Here is an 18,957-nt window from a genome sequence, read left to right on the forward strand (position 1 = left end):
GGCCCAGCTTATAAAGCTTGGGCTTTTTATTTTGCAATACAGTATGTAAGCAGAAATTTTCGCATATCATTTTTATTAGCGACTAAAAAAAAAGAAAATAATTATGAAATATTTATGTCAAATTAACAGGATTCTGGGGAATTATAGTATCAATAGACACAAATTGGAAAATATAATTCTTGAAAAGAATTAGGACAATAAGTATACTTTAGTTGTCAGACATCTGACGCTATCATTTAAGTTTCAGTTTGTTTCGATGAGTTAGGAGGAAAACAAATGAATAGAAAATTTAATAGAGTGTTCCTCGTTGTTATGGATTCTGTAGGGATCGGAGAAGCTCCTGATGCAGAAAAATTTAATGATGTTGGTTCAGATACACTAGGCCATATTGCTGAAGAAATGAATGGTTTACATATGCCGAACATGGCAAAACTAGGACTAAGTAATATTAGAGAATTGAAAGGGGTTCCAAAGGCCGAAAAGCCACTTGCTTATTACACAAAAATGGAAGAATCATCAGTTGGTAAAGATACAATGACTGGACATTGGGAAATCATGGGTCTTCACATTGATAAACCATTTAAAGTTTTTGCTGATGGATTCCCTAAAGAATTAATAAGTGAATTGGAAACCCATTTTGATCGTAAAATAATTGGAAATAAACCTGCTTCTGGAACCGAGATATTAGTTGAACTTGGTGAACAGCATATGAAAACAGGCGATTTAATCGTTTATACGTCTGCTGATTCTGTTTTACAAATTGCAGCTCATGAAGAAGTTGTTCCTTTAGAAGATTTATATCGTTATTGTGAAATTGCACGTAAATTAACATTAGATGATCCGTACATGATTGGTCGTGTAATCGCCAGACCATTTGTAGGTGAGCCTGGGAACTTCAAACGTACACCAAATCGTCATGACTATGCATTAAAACCATTTGGACGTACTGTTATGAATGAATTAAAAGATGCAAACTTTGATGTAATTTCAATCGGTAAAATTGCTGATATCTTCGATGGTGAAGGAATTACGAAAGCATTACGTACAGTTTCAAATATGGACGGTATGGATAAATTAGTTGAAACATTAAAAATGGACTTCACTGGTTTAAGCTTCCTAAATTTAGTTGATTTTGATGCAGTATACGGTCATAGAAGAGATCCACTAGGTTACGGTAAAGCTTTAGAAGAATACGATGCAAGATTGCCTGAAGTATTTGATTTATTAAAAGAAGATGATTTATTAATGATTACTGCCGATCATGGAAATGATCCGACATATACTGGTACAGACCATACAAGAGAATATGTTCCATTACTAGTTTATAGTAAACAGTTTTCAGAAGGTAAAGAATTAGAAATACCAAAAACTTTTGCTGATATTGGAGCAACCATTGCAGAAAACTTTAAAGTTGCAATGCCATCACATGGATCAAGTTTTTTTGAAAAATTGAGATAAGGTGGAGTTACATATGAATAAAGAAAATATCGATAAAGCCGCTGATTTTATTAAAAGTAAAGTTGACAGACAGCCTAAAATTGGATTGATTTTAGGATCAGGTTTAGGAGTACTGGTTGATGAAATAGAAAACCAAGAAAAAATTCCGTATCATACGATTCCTGAATACCCAACATCAACAGTAGAAGGGCATGAAGGACAACTAGTTTTTGGAACGATACACGGTATTGAAGTAGTAGCAATGCAAGGAAGAGTTCACTACTACGAAGGATATAGCATGGAAAAAGTAACATTCCCTGTACGTATCATGAAAGAATTAGGTGTAGAAAAATTAATCGTAACGAATGCTGCAGGTGGAGTTAATACTTCATACGAACCTGGTGATTTAATGTTAATTACAGACCATATTAATTTTACTGGTACTAGTCCACTAATTGGACCAAATAACCCAGAGCTAGGCGTTCGTTTTGTAGATATGTCTTATCCATATGACCGTGAATTAAGAGAAATTGCAAAAAGTGCTGCTAGTGAAGTAGATGTAAAACTTCAAGAAGGAGTTTACGCTGCACTGACAGGACCATCTTATGAAACTCCAGCTGAAATTCGCATGTTTAGAACATTAGGTGCTGATGCTGTTGGGATGTCAACAGTATCTGAAGTAATTGTGGCACGTCATGCTGAATTAAGAGTACTTGGTATTTCATGTATTTCAAACATGGCAGCGGGCATTTTAGACCAACCACTAAACCATGAAGAAGTTATAGAAACAACACAAAGAGTAAGAGAATCATTTTTATCATTAGTAAAAGAGATTATTCGTAAAATTGGTTAATTCAAAAGTTAACAAATATAAAAGGACTTCTACATTATGTGGAAGTCACTTTTCATTAGAAGTAATCTATACAAATTAGAAAGAGGCGTTTCAAAAATGAGAATGGTAGATTTAATCGAAAAAAAACGTGACGGAAAAACATTAACAACGGAAGAAGTTAATTTTGTAATCAAAGGTTTCACAGATGGTAGTGTACCTGATTACCAAATGAGTGCTTTTGCAATGGCAGTTTTCTTAAAAGGTATGACTGAAAAAGAATATAGTGATTTAACAATGGCTATGGTACATTCTGGTGATACAATTGACCTTTCTAACATTGAGGGAATCAAAGTTGATAAGCATTCAACTGGTGGAGTAGGTGATACAACTACACTTGTATTAGGTCCATTAGTAGCTTCTTTAGATATACCTGTTGCCAAAATGAGCGGACGTGGTTTAGGTCACACTGGTGGTACAATCGATAAATTAGAAGCTGTAGAAGGCTTCCATGTTGAATTAACAGAAGAAGAATTTACTAAACAAGTAAATGATATTAAATTAGCCGTTATCGGACAAACAGGAGATTTAACACCTGCTGACAAAAAGTTATATGCACTACGTGATGTAACAGCAACTGTTAATTCAATCCCATTAATTTCAAGTTCAATTATGAGTAAAAAAATCGCTGCTGGTGCTGACGCGATTGTTTTAGATGTTAAAACTGGTGCAGGTGCATTTATGAAAGATATTGATGATGCACGTGATTTAGCTAAAGCGATGGTTAAGATTGGTAACAACGTCGGAAGACAAACAGTTGCAGTTATTTCTGACATGAGCCAACCATTAGGTTTTGCGATTGGTAATGCATTAGAAGTGAAAGAAGCAATTGACACGCTTAAAGGTGAAGGTCCAAAAGATTTAGAAGAATTATGCTTAGTATTAGGAAGCCAAATGGTTGTATTAGCTAAAAAAGCTGAAACATTAGAAGAAGCAAGAGCTAAACTTCTAGAAAATATGAAAAACGGAAAAGCTTTAGAAGTATTTAAAGCATTTTTAGTAGCTCAAGGTGGAGACGGTTCAGTAGTAGATGATCCATCAAAACTACCTCAAGCTAAATTTGTACAAGAAGTAGTAGCGCAGCAAGACGGTTATGTTTCACAAATCGTCGCTGATGCAGTTGGAACAGCGGCTATGAAATTAGGTGCAGGACGTGCAACAAAAGAATCAGTTATTGACTTAGCTGTTGGATTAATGCTGAACAAAAAAGTAGGCGAAGCAGTTAAAAAAGGTGAATCTTTAGTTACTGTATATTCAAGCACAGAAGATATTAGTGAAGTTGAAAAAGACTTACTAGAAAACATTAAAATTTCTACAGAAAAAGTAGAAGAACCTACATTAGTTTACGATTTAATTATGGAAGCTTAAAACTTTTTCAAAGTGTTGAAATATAAAATGGTCAATAGGAAAACGGACATTAAATGAAGATTTATTTAATGATGAAATTATCATTTCTGGGATGATCTATTAAGGTTTTAAATGTTAATATGGTTGAGTAATTTCATGATTCCAATAATCACTAGTAATGATTTTTTCAGAAGATTAAAATACTATGGACTAATTTTTATAAAACAAATTCAGTTGATTAGTTTAATTAATGTTCGATATTTATTGAACTACAAGCTGATTAATATAAAATAGTTGGGTTACTCTAGTAAAGGCAATCTGATTAGGATTTATTGCAGACTTTTTTCGATGAATAAGTTGATTGGAACGAAAGGGTGCTCGACTCCTATGGGATTAGCGGGAAGGCTNNTGGAAATCAACATCACTCTACCCCTTTTTCGAAAATTTGGTAATTAAATTGACAAGGTTGTTTTTCAACAACATGAAAAAGCTATTCTCTAAAGATGAGAATAGCTTTTTTTGTTCTAATTATTAAACAAAATGTCATGTTACTTTTTAAGTTAATAATATACGATCTTTTTTTTATACTTTTCAAAAAGATAACAACATACCTTTATATCAAAGGAATAAATAATAAAAGAAATGTTCTAAAGTTTTGATATAAAGGGAGCTAATCTAATGGGAAAGAAAGTGTTATTCTTCGGTGATGTTGGTATTGATGATGCGATCGCTTTGGTTTATGCACGATTAACAGAAGATATTGATATTATTGGGATTGTGGCGGATTATGGGAATGTATCTAAATTAGAAACGACCAGGAATGTTCGGTTTTTACTTAAAAGGTCAGGAAAAGAATATATTAAAGTCTATGGAGGTGCTGAGAAACCAATGACGGGGGAGGTCCCAACCTATTACCTTGATATACATGGTCCATTCGGTTTAGGTCCAATCGATCCGGGTTTAAAGTTGGAGAACTTAGAAAATTTTTGTGAAGTTATCGATTTGATTGAGCAGTATAAGCATGAACTAATTATTGTAAATACTGGGAGGTTAACCTCGCTAGCCACCCTGTTTATCTTATACGAAGATCTGATGAAAAGTGTTAATTCTTACTATATCATGGGTGGGGCCTTTCTATATCCGGGAAATGTTACACCAATTGCAGAAGCGAATATTCATGGAGATCCGATCGCAGCAAATATCGTAATGAAGTATGTAGAAGGTGCTTATATTTTCCCATTAAATGTAACACAAAATGCCATCGTTACTCCTTCAATGGCCAATTATATTCATTCTAAAGGGAAAACAGATCTTGTAAAACCATTATTAGATTTCTATTATTACAACTTCTATCAAAAGAAGGTACCCGGCATAAAAGGGAGTCCAGTTCATGATGCGGTAACTCTCATGGCAGTCATTCGTAGCGATCTTTTTAAATTTTATCAATCCGCTGTTGTAATTGATTCAACCGATGTGGCTAGAGGTCAAAGTATTGCAGATTTTCGTGTAACCGATACCCCAGAGAAATTTGAGGGGAGACCTCAACAACATATCGCAGTAGGATTAGATTATGAAGGGTTTTATAAGGATTTTATGTCTGTTATGACCGGGGAGAAATTCTAGATTAAAAATTAATAGAGAAATTATCAAATTAATTGAATCGAACTTTAGCTTTATTGCTACTTTTGTCAAACCCTTGCCATATTAAGCAAGGGTTTGTTTTTGCTTATTGTTACATTATTATTTTTTTTAAATACTTAAGCTTAAGCTACCCAATAACATAAGTGCAAAAATGATATATGGAAAGATGATTAAAAACCAAATAAAAGGCTTTTTCCACGTATCAAGTTTATTATAGACTGCAAAAGTGATTAATAAAATAACCCCTATTGGAATGAATAGGAAGCCATACATTTCAGTGAATGAAAATTTCTGTAAAATAAAGGGTAAAAACAACAAAACAGTACAGCTAATAAGCTTAAATCCAATACTTTTATTGATTATCAATTTAGTAATAATAGAAGTTATCAGTATGATGGCAATAAAATAGACTAACAAGTACATCGTAAAGTAAAACGATCCTGATAATTCCCCACCTGCCCCAGTACCATCGGCGTCAGTGGACATCCCAAATATAAAAAACAACATTGGGAAGATAATGGGACTTGTAACTAGCAATGTAAAACCAATTGTTGCTGACACTTTCTTTAATAATTCCTTCAAAATACACACTCCTAATTTAATTCTCTAGTTTCATCTTACGAGATGAAATTAAAAAAATATAGGAGAAATTAGTGAATCCTTATATTGTTTTAATATAATCGGTATACAACTAATATATATTTAAGTCTAATATATGATCGAACTTCCAGTTCAAATAGAGGATGATTACAGAACAAAGGAGTTAAAAAGTTTTTAGCGAATTAACACATAATCAAGAAAAATAAATTAGACAAATTAATTGAAGTTCTTCAAAAGCAAGACTACCTGAGCTTAAATCAGTTCCTTTATTTAATTAACAAAAAGAATGATAAAAAGTTATTATGAAATAAGAGGTGTAAATTGAGACAAACGACGTGGAAAGAAATCATTCTGATGTTTAGTCCGGTAATATTAATACCGATCATTTTATTTTTTGTATTACATTCTTCACCATCTATTGCATTGAGGACTCATGTATTTTTTAATGGCCATCCTATTTTAGCCGTAAAGTCTGAAATTGCAGATGACCAAGAACATAATCAGGGTGATAAAGAATTCCTAAAAAATGAACACGCAAAATGTTATTCTTTAAATGAAGAAAATTATATCCTTCGAAAAAAAGGTTTTATCTATATGGCTGATTATTATGGAAATGCCTAATATTAATTGTTTCAATTACGGGGATTAGTGATGCTCACGTTCCTCTAAGCAGCAGGGGCCTAAGGTGTTGCCTAACAACTTGAGGTCTTTTGCCCATGTATTTCTTATATAAATCAAGTACTTTTTTATTTCCAATCAACTTAATCATAAAAAATATTTTTCTAAACGAAACACTAAATAACTATAAGTTATAACAAGTTGAGAAACTGTTAGTATTGTTGTGATCGTGAAGCACTTGTCATTAAAACACTAAAGAAAATTATTTTCTTGTTTAATTATTTGATTAAATTTAGTATAATTGTAATCGTGCCTTGTTGCATGGGTGGGAGAGGGAGACACTAAAAGAGAGGAATTTCTTTGAAAAATTTATTGAACAAACAGTTTAATCTTGAAGGTAGCGGTACGACCATTAAAACGGAGTTGATTGCAGGTGCAGTTTCATTTCTAACACTTGTCTATATTTTGTCCGTTAATAGTACAATTTTGCATGATGCAGGTATACCGTTCCAAGGTGCAATGATTGCCACAATTCTGTCAGCTTTCTTTGGAAGCGTTATGATGGGATTATGGAGTAATTCACCTTTAGTATTAGTACCAGGAATGGGCATCAACGCATTGTTTACTTATACAATGGTTGGAGAAATGGGAATGAATTGGAAAGAAGCACTTGCTGTTGTATTTGTAAGTGGAATCTTATTATCAATTTTATCATTCACAAAATTAATTAAGAAATTAACAACTGCGATTCCATTATCTCTAAAAAGTGCAATTACAGTTGGAATTGGATTTTTCTTAACGTTTATCGGACTTCAAGCTGGTGGGATTGTTGTAAAAAATGAAAGTACGTTTGTATCGATTGCAAATTTTACAAATGTGGATGTTTTAGCAACAGTTATTACGCTAGGTATTGCAATTTATCTTTTTATTAAAAATGTACCTGCAAACTTTTTAATTACGGTTATTTTAGGTACAATCATTTCATTCATTTTACATGGTGGAATTGAAAAAGCACATGATACAACAAAAATTACAATGAAATCTGCTAGTGAGGTTGTCGGACAACTGACCTTTACTCATGTGTTGAGTTTTCCATTTTGGATTGCAGTATTTTCGTTAACGATGGTTGTATTATTCGAATCAATCGGTATTATTCATGGTCAATTAAGCATGATGAACCAAGAGCATAAGCAACAAAAGGTTGTTCAAGGAACTGCGTTTGGTATTATTTTATCCGGTTTACTTGGAACTAGTCCAACAGTTATTGCTGTTGAAGGTAGTGCAGGGATCAGTTCTGGTGGTCGAACAGGTCTTACTTCTGTTGTAACTGGATTTTTATTTTTAGGATGTTTACTTTTTATGCCATTAATCGCATATATACCAACATCTGCGATTGCACCAATTTTAATTATTATCGGTTCATTAATGGTTAAACATATTACAGATATTCAATTGGATGATCCTACTGAGGCAATACCAGCCTTCTTAATTTTAGCATTCATCCCTTTAACATATAGTATTATTGACGGAATTGCATTCGGTTTTATTGCTTATCCATTAGTAAAAATGGCAGCAGGTAAGAAAACTGAAATCACACCATATATGGTGGCAATTTCAGCATTATTCTTTGTACGTTTTGCATTAAACTTTATTGCATAAAAAAAAGCGCTGATTCTTTTACTAGAACCAGCGCTTTTTAATTTGTTGTTTTTAGAAATTTAGATTTTGCAAAACATTAATCAAAAAATTTATTTAATCGTTTATAGAAGAAATAGCCAACAACAGTACCAATTATTAATCCAATCACGTAAATAATCGTGTTATTTCCATTTGCAATGGTAGATGTTAATAAAGCGATTAATGTCGCTGAAAGATAGACAAATAAGACGTTTACGAATAAACCGAATTTTTTATAAACGAATAATTTGCCGTTATTGACATTCGCAGATCTGTTATAACATAATAAACCAATTAGTAGAAATGCAACGATATAAAGGATAATGATCGTTAAATTTCCGTAGTCTATAGTTGGATAATGAACGATTTTTTCATTAAAATCCTTTGAAATTGATAGTTGGCCTGCTTGATATGGAATAGACCAACTAGTGATCGTTTTTTCAAAGCTTTTGTCAGGTAATTGATAGTTAAAGATACCATTTAAGTTTGAATAAAGACTAAAATAGATAATACTAGGTGAGAAAATCGTAAAAATAGTGAAAAGTGTTTGAGAAAAATAATGACCTGTAATTGTTCCAATCGATAGACCAATTGTAAAAAAAGCAATCGTAAATAGGAATATGACAGAAAAAATGGTAACAAATGATGAAGCATCAATATATTTGTGTAGATTCGTATTGTAATGGATTAATAGAGTTAAAATAATTAATCCAACAGTCGCCATAAAAATATGAGCAATTCCAAATACCCATTTTGATAAATAAAGTTTTCTAGGTGAGTACGGAAGCGAAAATTGGAAATCAATTCCTCCTGTATTTCGTCCAATCCCTATTAATAAAATACTTAATATTAATACAATGATCGGTGAAATAAATGCTAGCATACTAAAGTCTGATATATAAAGGTACGGATTACTAGGATTAGTTAGTAATGCTCGATTTAATTCGTCAGTGTTATTGTAATAGCTAAATGGAAGAATGATCAGATAGACAAGATATAATAAAATAAGTGCAAGTCTAGATTGCTTGGAATTAATTAGCCACAATGCTTTACTAAACATATAAGTCGCCTCCATCATTTATGAAAAATAAATCCTCTAATGTCAATGGAAGTTCTTCTAAAAGGAGCGGATTTTCTTTTTCCATTCGTTTTATATATTCGTTCTTATTTCCATTAATAATGATAATTGCTACTTTGCCAGTTTTTGAGAATACAGATATAGACGGGTCATCTTCAAATATTTTAGGTAAGCCGTCTTCAAATGCTACTTGTAATTTATAAAATTGACTCGTACTTTCTTCCATTGTAGAGATTGAATTAATTCGTCCATCCTTAATAAATAAATATTGATCAATTATTTTTTCTAGCTCAGCGAGATGATGTGATGAAATAATCACACCGACTGAATTTGTGCTTGCATATTCAATGATTAGTTGCAAAACTGTCCGTTTAACGACTGGATCTAAACCGTTAGTTGGTTCGTCTAAAATGACATATTTTGCATCTGTTGAAAAGGTTAATAGTAAATAGATAAGTGTTTTCATCCCTTTTGAGTATTTACGTAAAGAAGTATTAGGTAATTTATATTTATTTAATGCTTCTAGAAATTTGTGTTTATTGAAGTTTGGATATGAATTTTCATAGATTGTAATAAGCTCTTTCACACTATATTGATTAATGAAATTTGTAGAATCACTCATATATGCAATTTGTCTTCTAGTATTAGGTGATGAGTTAATCTCTTCATCATCAATACTGATTGAGCCTTCGTCTAGAGATAGAATGCCAACGATTGTCCTTAAAAGTGTCGTTTTACCAGCCCCATTTCTACCGATTAAGCCTGTAATTTTACCTTTTTCTATTTGAAAGTTTAGATTTTTTAACACTTCATGTTCATCGAGTTTTTTACTTAAATGATGGATTTTCAACAAACTACTCAGCTCCTTTATTAGAATAGAACTCTTTTACCCAATTCATTATTTCTTCCTCTTTTACTCCATCTGTTAAACAATCAATTAATAAATTTGAAAGTTTATTTTTATATTTTAAAAGGGTATCTGTTGTAACAGTCTCTTTTGTTAAACCAATTACAAATGTTCCTTTACCCCTAATCGTTTCGATGACTCCAGTGCGCTCTAGTTCTTGATAGGCTCTACTAACAGTATTTGGATTGATCACTAATGTAGTTGCTAATTCACGTACGGAAGGAAGTTTATCTCCATTTACCAAAATCTTTCTTAGCATTTGTTCTTTTGTTTGTAGAACAATTTGCTCCCAAAGGGGTAAATGGCTTCTTGGGTCTAAAATAATTATCAAGAGATCACCACCTCAAATGTTTTCTTAAGTGTATGGAGTGTATTAAGTGTATGGATGTGATTAATACACTTTACTTATATCATATGTTTTCATGTATGTAAATAGTTCCATTCTTTCTAATATTTTCTTCTGAGGTTGATTAAACTACTTATATTTGGAAAAAATATGTATGAAAAGAATGGAGGGTTATAGATGAAAAGGGTATTACTAACTCTTTTAAGTAGTGTTATGATCTTTTCTTTATCACTACCTAAAGTAAATGCAAGAGAGACACAAAATAATGATGTAAGTTTGGCAAAAAGTGCATTATCTTCCGTAATTATTGAACAAGATACTGGAAAAATCTTATATGAAAAAGACGCTAGAAAAGAGCTTCCACCAGCAAGTATGACTAAGATTATGACAATGCTTATTATTATGGAAGAAATCAATAAAGGAAAACTCAGGTTAGATGATAAAGTAATGACAAGTGAACATGCTGCGTCAATGGGTGGATCACAAATTTTCTTAGAACCTGGTGAAGAAATGACAGTAAAAGAAATGCTAAAAGGAATTGCAATCGCATCAGGAAACGATGCATCGGTCGCAATGGCAGAGAAAATTGCAGGTACAGAAGAGGCGTTTGTCGCTTTAATGAATAAAAAAGCAAAACAGTTAGGATTAAAAAATACACATTTTGAAAATCCAACTGGGCTTCCTGCACCTGGTCATTATTCATCTGCGTATGATATGGCAATCATGGGAAGAGAGCTTTTGAAATATCCATTAATCACGAAGTTTACTGGTACTTATGAAGATTATTTGAGAAAAGATACTGAAAAACAATTTTGGCTAGTTAATACGAACAAACTAGTTCGTTTTTATCCAGGAGCGGATGGATTGAAAACTGGATTTACTGCAGAAGCAAAATATTGTTTAACAGCAACTGCTAAGAAGAACAACATGCGAGTAGTTAGTGTGATTATGGGTGCACCAACTTCTAAAGAAAGAAATGCACAAATGACAAATTTACTTGATTATGCATTTAATCAATATCAAGTAAAGCAATTAATTAAACAAGGTGAGAATATCGAAAGGCTTAGTATTAGTAAAGGTAAGTCTAAAGGTGTAAATGTTATAACTAAAAGCCCAGTTTCAGTTGTATTAAAGAAAGGTCAAGAGTTGAATAAAATTACGAAAGATATTCAGCTGAACAAAAATATTCAAGCCCCAATTAAAAAAGGGCAAGTTGTCGGAGTTTTAATATTAAAACAAGGTACTAAAGTTTTATCTAAAACAGACTTAGTTGCTAATAAATCGGTAAGTAAAGCTAATTGGTACGATTTATTTAAACGTTCTGTTGGGGGATTCAACTGATTTTTTCCGACTAATTTCGAGTATTACTAAAAGATTTGGCGTTTTACCACTAGTTTTGTCATGCATGAAGGAATTCGGTTTAGTTTTAACGAAACTTTCAATAACCGTCAAATAAGGAGGTTATTGTAGTGAGTCTTAATATTGAACTTGAAGTGAAAAATGCAATCCTTTGTGTAAGACTTGCAGGGGAACTAGATCATCACACTGCTGAGGATCTACGTTTACAAGTAAACGAGGTATTAGAGTCACAGACTATCAAACATATTTTATTAAATCTTGAGCATTTAACATTTATGGATAGTTCTGGTTTAGGTGTCATTTTAGGTAGATATAAAGTTATTCGAAATAAAGGTGGAGAAATGGTTGTCTGTTCAATTTCTCCATCAATTAAACGGTTGTTCGACATGTCTGGTTTATTTAAGATTGTTCATTTAGCTGATGATGAGTCAAATGGACTTAATGTATTGGGGGTGGCATAATGCGAAATGAAATGAACCTTCAATTTTCCGCATTAAGTCAAAATGAATCATTTGCTCGTGTAACTGTAGCTGCATTTATTACACAGCTAGATCCTACATTAGATGAATTAACTGAAATTAAAACGGTAGTATCTGAGGCTGTTACAAATGCGATTATTCATGGTTATGAAAATAATCCTGAAGGTATCGTATTCATTTCAGTTCTACTTGAAGATCAAACAGTAACTTTAACAATTCGAGATGAAGGTATTGGTATTGCTGATTTAGATGAAGCAATGCAACCTTTATACACTTCTAAACCAGATTTAGAAAGATCCGGCATGGGATTTACGATTATGGAGAATTTCATGGATCAATGTGAAGTTGTATCCACTATTAATGTTGGTACAACGATTACGGTTAAAAAGTACTTATCAAATAGCAATGTTTTAAGTAATTAAGGAGAATCGCCTATGGACGTAGAAGTCAAGCAAGATCAACCCCGTACGCAGTTAAAGGATCATGAATTAAAAGAGTTAATTAAGCGTAGTCAGGCTGGAGATCAATTGGCTAGAGACAGCATCGTCGGGCACAACATGAGACTTGTATGGTCAGTTGTTCAGCGCTTTATTAACCGTGGATATGAACCAGATGATTTATTTCAAATTGGTTGTATCGGATTATTGAAATCGGTAGATAAATTTGATCTATCTTATGATGTACGATTTTCTACATATGCTGTTCCGATGATTATCGGAGAAATCCAACGATTTATTCGAGACGACGGAACGGTTAAGGTGAGTCGTTCATTAAAGGAAACGAATAATAAGATTCGAAAAGCAAAAGAAGAATTAAGTAAAACGCTTGGAAGAATGCCTACAATTAACGAGATTGCTACTCATATGGAAATTACGCCAGAGGATGTTGTACTTGCACAAGAGGCTAGTAGAGCTCCTTCATCAATACATGAAACGGTGTATGAAAATGATGGTGATCCTATTACATTGTTAGACCAAATTGCTGATAACCATGAAACTAATTGGTTTGAAAAATTTGCATTAAAAGAAGCGATAAAACAACTAGATGATCGAGAGCGATTAATTGTCTATTTAAGATATTATAAAGATCAAACTCAATCAGAAGTTGCTGAACGATTAGGAATTTCTCAAGTGCAAGTTTCAAGACTTGAGAAAAAGATTCTCCAACAAATGAAAGACAAAATTAAATAAAATCTTGAGCTAAAAAAGCTGAAGAATCGTAGGGAATACTATACGATTTTTCAGCTTTTTTATTTTTTCTTTATATTGTTTTTATACTGTAACTCCGGTTTCAAATAAAGATCAATATCTTCAAGTTACACTATCAGATGCTTTTTTTCGATAGTGCTAAAGACTACATTTTCCTATTTTTACTAACTGAACTACTTAGATCAATCTTACTGTACTTATATTTTTGGGAAGTTTTCACATACTAGTTGTAATTGAATTCATAAAGCTTTGAAACTGAGGGGAAAGTATGAATAAGGTGTTATATATTAAATTACTCAATCGAATCGTTGTACAAGTAGGTAAACGTGTACATCTTGGAGAGATTGCACGATTACAAGGGATTAATGTTGATTTAACCCGAATTCAAAACATCATTGTACATGAATCAAAAAAGGAGGATGGTACACATACAGTTATTGATATTCTAGAGCTTTTACCATTAATTCTTGAAATTGAACCTGATATTTCGTTCGAGCTCGTCGGAGTGACAATGTGCATAATAGAACTTAAAAATGAAGTTTCAAAGGATCGTTTTTTTCTGTTTTGTTTCGTTTGGATCTTGCTATTTACAGGTTCTTCATTAGCGATTATTTATTTCCACGAAGATGTTAGCATGCAACAGGTTCAACAACGAATTTACTACATGATTACAGGAGAACATAATCATAAACCTTTATTACTTCAAGTACCTTATTCTTTTGGTCTAGGAATTGGGATGATTTTATTTTTTAATCAGTGGTTTAAGACTAGATTAAACGAAGAACCGAGTCCTCTTGAAGTAGAAATGTATCAGTATCAACGGTCAATGGACGAATATGTGTTAGTCAACGAAAATAAAAAGCCAAACAAAAGTGTAAATACCGATGATTAGAGAATTGTTTATAGTGTTTGTAGGTTTTTCAGGAGGTATTGCTGTTGGTACGGGCTTTGTAGCATTTTTATCGGTTATTGGAATCATTCCGAGACTAACACAGTTAACAAAAACGATTAAAAAAATTCGAGCTTATGAGTTTGCAGTTATTTTGGGAGCAATTTTTGGTTGCTGGATTAGTTTGCGAAATACCGTTTTTAATTTGCCAAATATCTTTTCCGTTTTTATTGGGCTGTTAGCAGGTATTTTTATTGGAATGTTAGCTGCAGCGTTAACCGAAGTATTAAATGTTTTTCCAATCTTAGCGAAACGTATTGGCATTCAAAAGAAAATTGTGTACTTATTAATGGCAATTGCACTAGGTAAAGTTTTTGGATCGTTATTTCATTGGATTTATTTTATAGAGTAAAGGATGGATGAAATGAGTGGGAAATTAAAAGCTAATTATAAAGAGAATATAAAACCATACCAACCGAAAAAGCCGGTATTAAAAAATTGTATTAAAGCGTTTTTAGTTGGAGGATTTATCTGCCTTTTAGGTGAGTGTATTACGAAAATCTATATTAACTATTTTAACTTTACAGAAAAAAATGTGGGTGATCCAACAGTAGCTACACTTGTATTAATTTCTAGCTTACTTACAGGGTTTGGTATATATGACAAAATTGGACAATTTGCAGGTGCAGGATCTGCAGTTCCTGTAACAGGCTTTGCCAACTCTATGACAAGTGCTGCTATGGAACATAGAAGTGAAGGTCTCGTTCTAGGGGTTGCAACAAATATGTTTAAACTAGCTGGTTGTGTAATTGTTTATGGAGTTGTTTCGGCATACGTCGTTGGAATGATACGATACGCATTTAAAGTATTCTTATAGGAGGTGAGCACATATGGCTTTAGTCGGTAAACAAACTTGGGAGTTTCAAAATGGTGTTTATGTTCAAGCATCTGGAACTGCTGTCGGACCAAGAGAGAACTTAGGACTGTTAGGTGGCAAATTTGATTATGCTTATGAAGATCTTCATTGTGGTGAAGATAATTGGGAATTAGCAGAAAGAGCATTAATGAGAAATGCAGTTTCCGTTGCGCTAAAAAAAGCAAATAAAACCGTAGATGATATCGATGTATTTTTAGCAGGTGATTTACTAAATCAAAATGTTACTGCGAACTTTATGGCAAGGGAATTGCAACTTCCTTTTTTATGTATGTTTGGTGCATGCTCGACTTCAATGGAAACAGCTGCACTTGGTGCACAGTTAATCGATAGTGGGTACGCAAAAATGGCATTGGCAGCAACAAGTAGCCATAATGCTACTGCTGAAAGGCAATATAGATATCCTACAGAATACGGTGGACAAAAACCGGATTCTGCAACTTTTACAGTAACTGGAGCAGGAAGTGTTCTCCTTTCAAATAAAAAAAGCAAAATAAAAGTAAAATGCGCCACAATTGGTACAGTTCAGGATTTAGGATTGACTGATCCATTCGACATGGGTTCTGCGATGGCACCAGCGGCAGCCTATACAATTGTACAACATTTTAAGGACACAAATACGACACCTGATGATTATGATTTTATCGTAACTGGAGATCTTTCAGCTGTAGGCGCACCGATTTGCGAACAACTGGTTAGAGAAGAAGGATATGATATGGTAGGAAAATACAATGATTGTGGATTGCTAATCTACGATCGAGAAAATCAGGAAGTTTTTGCTGGAGGAAGTGGATGCGCTTGTTCAGCAGTTGTAACATATGGTCATTTATTTCAAGAGTTAAATAAAGGTACTTATAAACGAATTTTAGTAGCAGCAACCGGCGCTCTTTTAAGCCCAACAATGATTCAACAAAAAGAATCAATTCCAACTATTTCACATGCTGTCGTTTTCGAAAGCTGTTAGGAGGTGTTCAGATGGATTTTGTTAATGCTTTTATAGTAGGTGGTCTAATTTGTGTAGTTGGTCAATTATTTTTTGATTTCACAAAATTAACACCAGGGCATGTGATGTGCATATTTGTAGTAATTGGCTCAATTTTAGATGGGTTTGGGATTTACGATAAGCTTATAAAATTTGCTGGTGCAGGTGCAACAGTTCCAATTACTAGTTTTGGCCATTCCTTATTACATGGAGCGATGGCAGAAGCAAGTGATCACGGATTTATTGGTATTGGAATGGGGATCTTTTCCCTAACTTCATCTGGAATTTCAGCAGCAATTTTATTCTCATTTATAGTTGCACTTATTTTTAAGCCAAAAGGTTAACTTATGAAAAAGAAAAGGATCATTATCGTAACCGACGGAGATGTTTATGCGCATCGGAGTATTGAGTATTTGGCAAAACAATTTGGCGGATGCACAATATCACAATCGCAAGGTAATCCCACTAAGTTCTCTGGAAAGAGAATGGTTGAAATCATAATGCAAGCACAAAAAGAACCAGTATTTGTATTGTTTGATGACAGTGGCTTTATGGGAGAAGGTCCTGGAGAAAAAGCTTTAAAATATGTAGCAAGTGATAAACATATTGAAGTTATTGCTGCACTAGCAGTAGCATCAAATACACATCATCAAGAATGGACAAAAGTGGATGTAAGTATCGATAACGAAGGGAATTTAACTGAATACGGTGTCGATAAGTATGGAGTACCTGATATTGAAATCGGAAGAATAAATGGAGACACCGTTTATAATTTAGATCAACTAAATATTCCTTTCATTTTAGGAATCGGCGATATTGGAAAAATGGGTGGAAGAGATGATATTGAAATCGGATCACCTATTACAAGAAAAGCAATTGAATATATCCTCGAGAGGAGTGAACTCCAATGACTACGAAAAAAGAGCCGACAAAACTCACAAATAAACTAGTTACAAATGCTCATACAATAAGTGACCGTATAGGTTATGGAGTAAGTTTTGATGTCGGAAAACGTGTGATATTTGTAAATAAAGTTGAAGTTAATCTATATTATGTTAACGGATTAACGGATACAAGCTTTATTCAAAGATTCTTAGATGACTTAATTGGGTTAGAAAAAGTCGAGAAAAATAAATCAATGTTTAAAAATATTGAGGATACGATTGTCCATCAATCAGTAGAGATCGTTTTAACATTTGAAGATGTTATTAAGAAAGTACTATCTGGTTTAATTGTAGTATTAGTTGATGGAGAAGATAAAGGACTTGCAGTCGATGTTAGAAGTTATCCTGGGCGTGGCCCAACAGAACCAGATACAGAGCGAGTAGTACGTGGATCACGAGATGGCTTTACTGAGAACATTATAAATAATACTGGCCTAATTAGACGAAGAATTCGCGATGAAAATTTAAGAAATGAAATTCTTCAAGTAGGTGAAAGTTCAAAAACAGATGTTTGTTTAACGTATATAGAAGGTTTAGCGCACGCGGAACTTGTTAAAGAAGTTCGGGATCGAATTACAGGTATCCACGTTGATGGACTTACAATGACAGATAAGAAATTAGAGGAATTTATTTTAAAACAAGGATACAATCCATTTCCTTTAGTTAGATATTCGGAAAGACCTGACGTTGTTGCAAACCACATTCTCGAAGGACATGTATGTATTATCGTTGATACATCTCCGAGCGTAATCATTACGCCTGCAACGTATTACCACCATATGCAACATGCAGAAGAATTCAGACAAACTCCTTCAGTTGGAACATTCCTAAGATGGTGTCGTTATATAGGAATTTTTATGTCAGTCTTTTTATTACCATTTTGGTTACTATTATGTAATTACCCAGAGGTATTACCAAAATCATTAAGTTATATTGGTCCAAAGGAAACAAGTAATATACCAATTTATTTACAATTAATTATTGCTGATATGGGGATTGAATTCCTGAGAATGGCAAGTATACATACACCAAATGCAGTTTCCACTTCAATGGGGATTATTGCAGCAGTATTGATTGGACAAGTCGCAATTGATGTAGGACTTTTCCAACCGGAAGTAGTCCTATATACGGCTGTGTCAATGATTGGATCATATGCTACACCTAGTTATGAGCTAGCACTTGCAAATAAATTGGCCAAATTTTTTATATTAATTTTAACTGCAATATTAGGTGTTAAAGGTTTTATGATAGGTTCAACACTATTTATACTTTTCTTAGCAAGCTTGAATACTTTAAATACACCTTATTTTTGGCCATTCATCCCATTTGATGGAAGAGCCTTCTGGCATTTAGTTATCCGTACAAAAGCTAGTGAAAGTCAAAAACAAAAAGGCGGAAAAACAATTGGTGATGCTACCATTTAATCTGGTAAGTCTTATATTGTGAAATAAAAAGAGGGGATGTCTTAGGAGTTAGATTAACTGACGAATAGACGCCCTCATTTTAATTTTAAAATATGTACTAGGGCTAGTGAGGAGGTATCTCAACAGCACTTTTCATTTGTAGTAGATAAAATCGAACTTATTTATAGAAATTAGCCGATTTATTAAGTTTTTATTGTA

The 18,957-nt window shown here is 33.1% G+C and carries 21 protein-coding genes; 17 read left to right on the top strand and 4 right to left on the bottom strand.

What is annotated here, in order from left to right; genetic code table 11:
• Positions 1–276 precede the first annotated feature (276 nt).
• From deoB to COE53_RS15515, 4 genes are all read left to right on the top strand, one after another.
• Positions 277–1,458: a phosphopentomutase gene (deoB, locus tag COE53_RS15500; protein WP_069031795.1), complete on the top strand. Its 1,182-nt coding sequence runs from the start codon at positions 277–279 to the stop codon at positions 1,456–1,458.
• A gap of 13 nt (positions 1,459–1,471) precedes the next feature.
• The gene (locus COE53_RS15505) at positions 1,472–2,290 is read left to right on the top strand and encodes a purine-nucleoside phosphorylase (protein ID WP_069031796.1); all 819 of its coding nucleotides are present in this window, start codon (positions 1,472–1,474) and stop codon (positions 2,288–2,290) included.
• Positions 2,291–2,386: 96 nt separating this feature from the next.
• Positions 2,387–3,694 (top strand): pyrimidine-nucleoside phosphorylase, encoded by a 1,308-nt coding sequence (locus COE53_RS15510; RefSeq protein ID WP_069031797.1) that lies wholly within the window; start codon positions 2,387–2,389, stop codon positions 3,692–3,694.
• Positions 3,695–4,351: 657 nt separating this feature from the next.
• Complete coding sequence (locus COE53_RS15515; protein WP_069031798.1) at positions 4,352–5,296, top strand: nucleoside hydrolase; 945 nt, start codon at positions 4,352–4,354, stop codon at positions 5,294–5,296.
• Positions 5,297–5,422: 126 nt separating this feature from the next.
• Here COE53_RS15515 and COE53_RS15520 read toward each other — a convergent pair whose 3' ends face one another.
• Positions 5,423–5,896 carry a hypothetical protein gene (locus COE53_RS15520; RefSeq protein ID WP_069031799.1) on the bottom strand — a complete coding sequence of 158 codons (474 nt, stop codon included), beginning with the start codon at positions 5,894–5,896 and terminating at the stop codon, positions 5,423–5,425.
• A gap of 339 nt (positions 5,897–6,235) precedes the next feature.
• Here COE53_RS15520 and COE53_RS15525 point away from each other — a divergent pair, with 339 nt between their 5' ends.
• A complete protein-coding gene (locus COE53_RS15525; RefSeq protein ID WP_069031800.1) occupies positions 6,236–6,535 on the top strand; it encodes a hypothetical protein in 300 nt (99 codons plus the stop codon).
• A gap of 357 nt (positions 6,536–6,892) precedes the next feature.
• Complete coding sequence (locus tag COE53_RS15530) at positions 6,893–8,191, top strand: NCS2 family permease (protein ID WP_069031801.1); 1,299 nt, start codon at positions 6,893–6,895, stop codon at positions 8,189–8,191.
• A 76-nt stretch (positions 8,192–8,267) separates the two neighbouring features.
• Here COE53_RS15530 and COE53_RS15535 read toward each other — a convergent pair whose 3' ends face one another.
• From COE53_RS15535 to COE53_RS15545, 3 genes are read right to left on the bottom strand one after another with little or no spacing between them, the layout of a single operon-like run.
• Positions 8,268–9,269, bottom strand: coding sequence for an ABC transporter permease subunit (locus COE53_RS15535; protein WP_069031802.1), 1,002 nt, complete (start codon positions 9,267–9,269; stop codon positions 8,268–8,270).
• On the bottom strand, positions 9,262–10,140 hold the full coding sequence (locus COE53_RS15540) for an ABC transporter ATP-binding protein (RefSeq protein ID WP_180242436.1): 879 nt from the start codon (positions 10,138–10,140) through the stop codon (positions 9,262–9,264). The genes COE53_RS15535 and COE53_RS15540 overlap by 8 nt, the downstream gene beginning before the upstream one ends.
• Before the next feature lies 1 nt (position 10,141).
• Positions 10,142–10,525 (bottom strand): GntR family transcriptional regulator, encoded by a 384-nt coding sequence (locus COE53_RS15545; RefSeq protein WP_069031804.1) that lies wholly within the window; start codon positions 10,523–10,525, stop codon positions 10,142–10,144.
• A 192-nt stretch (positions 10,526–10,717) separates the two neighbouring features.
• Between COE53_RS15545 and COE53_RS15550 the strand changes: the two genes are divergently transcribed.
• From COE53_RS15550 to COE53_RS15600, 11 genes are all read left to right on the top strand, one after another.
• Positions 10,718–11,881, top strand: coding sequence for a D-alanyl-D-alanine carboxypeptidase family protein (locus COE53_RS15550; RefSeq protein ID WP_069031805.1), 1,164 nt, complete (start codon positions 10,718–10,720; stop codon positions 11,879–11,881).
• 128 nt (positions 11,882–12,009) lie between these two features.
• Complete coding sequence (spoIIAA, locus tag COE53_RS15555) at positions 12,010–12,360, top strand: anti-sigma F factor antagonist (RefSeq protein ID WP_069031806.1); 351 nt, start codon at positions 12,010–12,012, stop codon at positions 12,358–12,360.
• Positions 12,360–12,800 (top strand): anti-sigma F factor, encoded by a 441-nt coding sequence (gene spoIIAB, locus COE53_RS15560; protein ID WP_025672021.1) that lies wholly within the window; start codon positions 12,360–12,362, stop codon positions 12,798–12,800. Before spoIIAA ends, spoIIAB begins: the two co-directional genes overlap by 1 nt.
• Positions 12,801–12,812: 12 nt before the next feature.
• Complete coding sequence (sigF, locus tag COE53_RS15565; RefSeq protein WP_069031807.1) at positions 12,813–13,568, top strand: RNA polymerase sporulation sigma factor SigF; 756 nt, start codon at positions 12,813–12,815, stop codon at positions 13,566–13,568.
• Between the two features lie 286 nt (positions 13,569–13,854).
• A complete protein-coding gene (locus COE53_RS15570; protein ID WP_069031808.1) occupies positions 13,855–14,478 on the top strand; it encodes a stage V sporulation protein AA in 624 nt (207 codons plus the stop codon).
• Entirely contained in the window at positions 14,471–14,887 is a 417-nt protein-coding gene (locus tag COE53_RS15575; protein ID WP_069031809.1) for a stage V sporulation protein AB, read from the top strand. Before COE53_RS15570 ends, COE53_RS15575 begins: the two co-directional genes overlap by 8 nt.
• Positions 14,888–14,899: 12 nt before the next feature.
• A complete protein-coding gene (gene spoVAC / locus COE53_RS15580) occupies positions 14,900–15,352 on the top strand; it encodes a stage V sporulation protein AC (protein ID WP_069031810.1) in 453 nt (150 codons plus the stop codon).
• Between the two features lie 13 nt (positions 15,353–15,365).
• Positions 15,366–16,373, top strand: a complete 1,008-nt coding sequence (gene spoVAD, locus COE53_RS15585; RefSeq protein ID WP_069031811.1) for a stage V sporulation protein AD — start codon at positions 15,366–15,368, stop codon at positions 16,371–16,373.
• Positions 16,374–16,384: 11 nt separating this feature from the next.
• Entirely contained in the window at positions 16,385–16,735 is a 351-nt protein-coding gene (gene spoVAE, locus COE53_RS15590; protein WP_069031812.1) for a stage V sporulation protein AE, read from the top strand.
• A gap of 3 nt (positions 16,736–16,738) precedes the next feature.
• Positions 16,739–17,302: a stage V sporulation protein SpoVABEA gene (gene spoVAEA / locus COE53_RS15595; RefSeq protein WP_069031813.1), complete on the top strand. Its 564-nt coding sequence runs from the start codon at positions 16,739–16,741 to the stop codon at positions 17,300–17,302.
• Entirely contained in the window at positions 17,299–18,759 is a 1,461-nt protein-coding gene (locus tag COE53_RS15600) for a spore germination protein (RefSeq protein ID WP_069031814.1), read from the top strand. The genes spoVAEA and COE53_RS15600 overlap by 4 nt, the downstream gene beginning before the upstream one ends.
• Positions 18,760–18,957 lie beyond the last annotated feature (198 nt).

It is taken from the genome of Bacillus sp. AFS029533, from assembly GCF_002585125.1.
In the GTDB taxonomy this organism is placed as follows: domain Bacteria; phylum Bacillota; class Bacilli; order Bacillales; family Bacillaceae_G; genus Gottfriedia; species Gottfriedia luciferensis_B.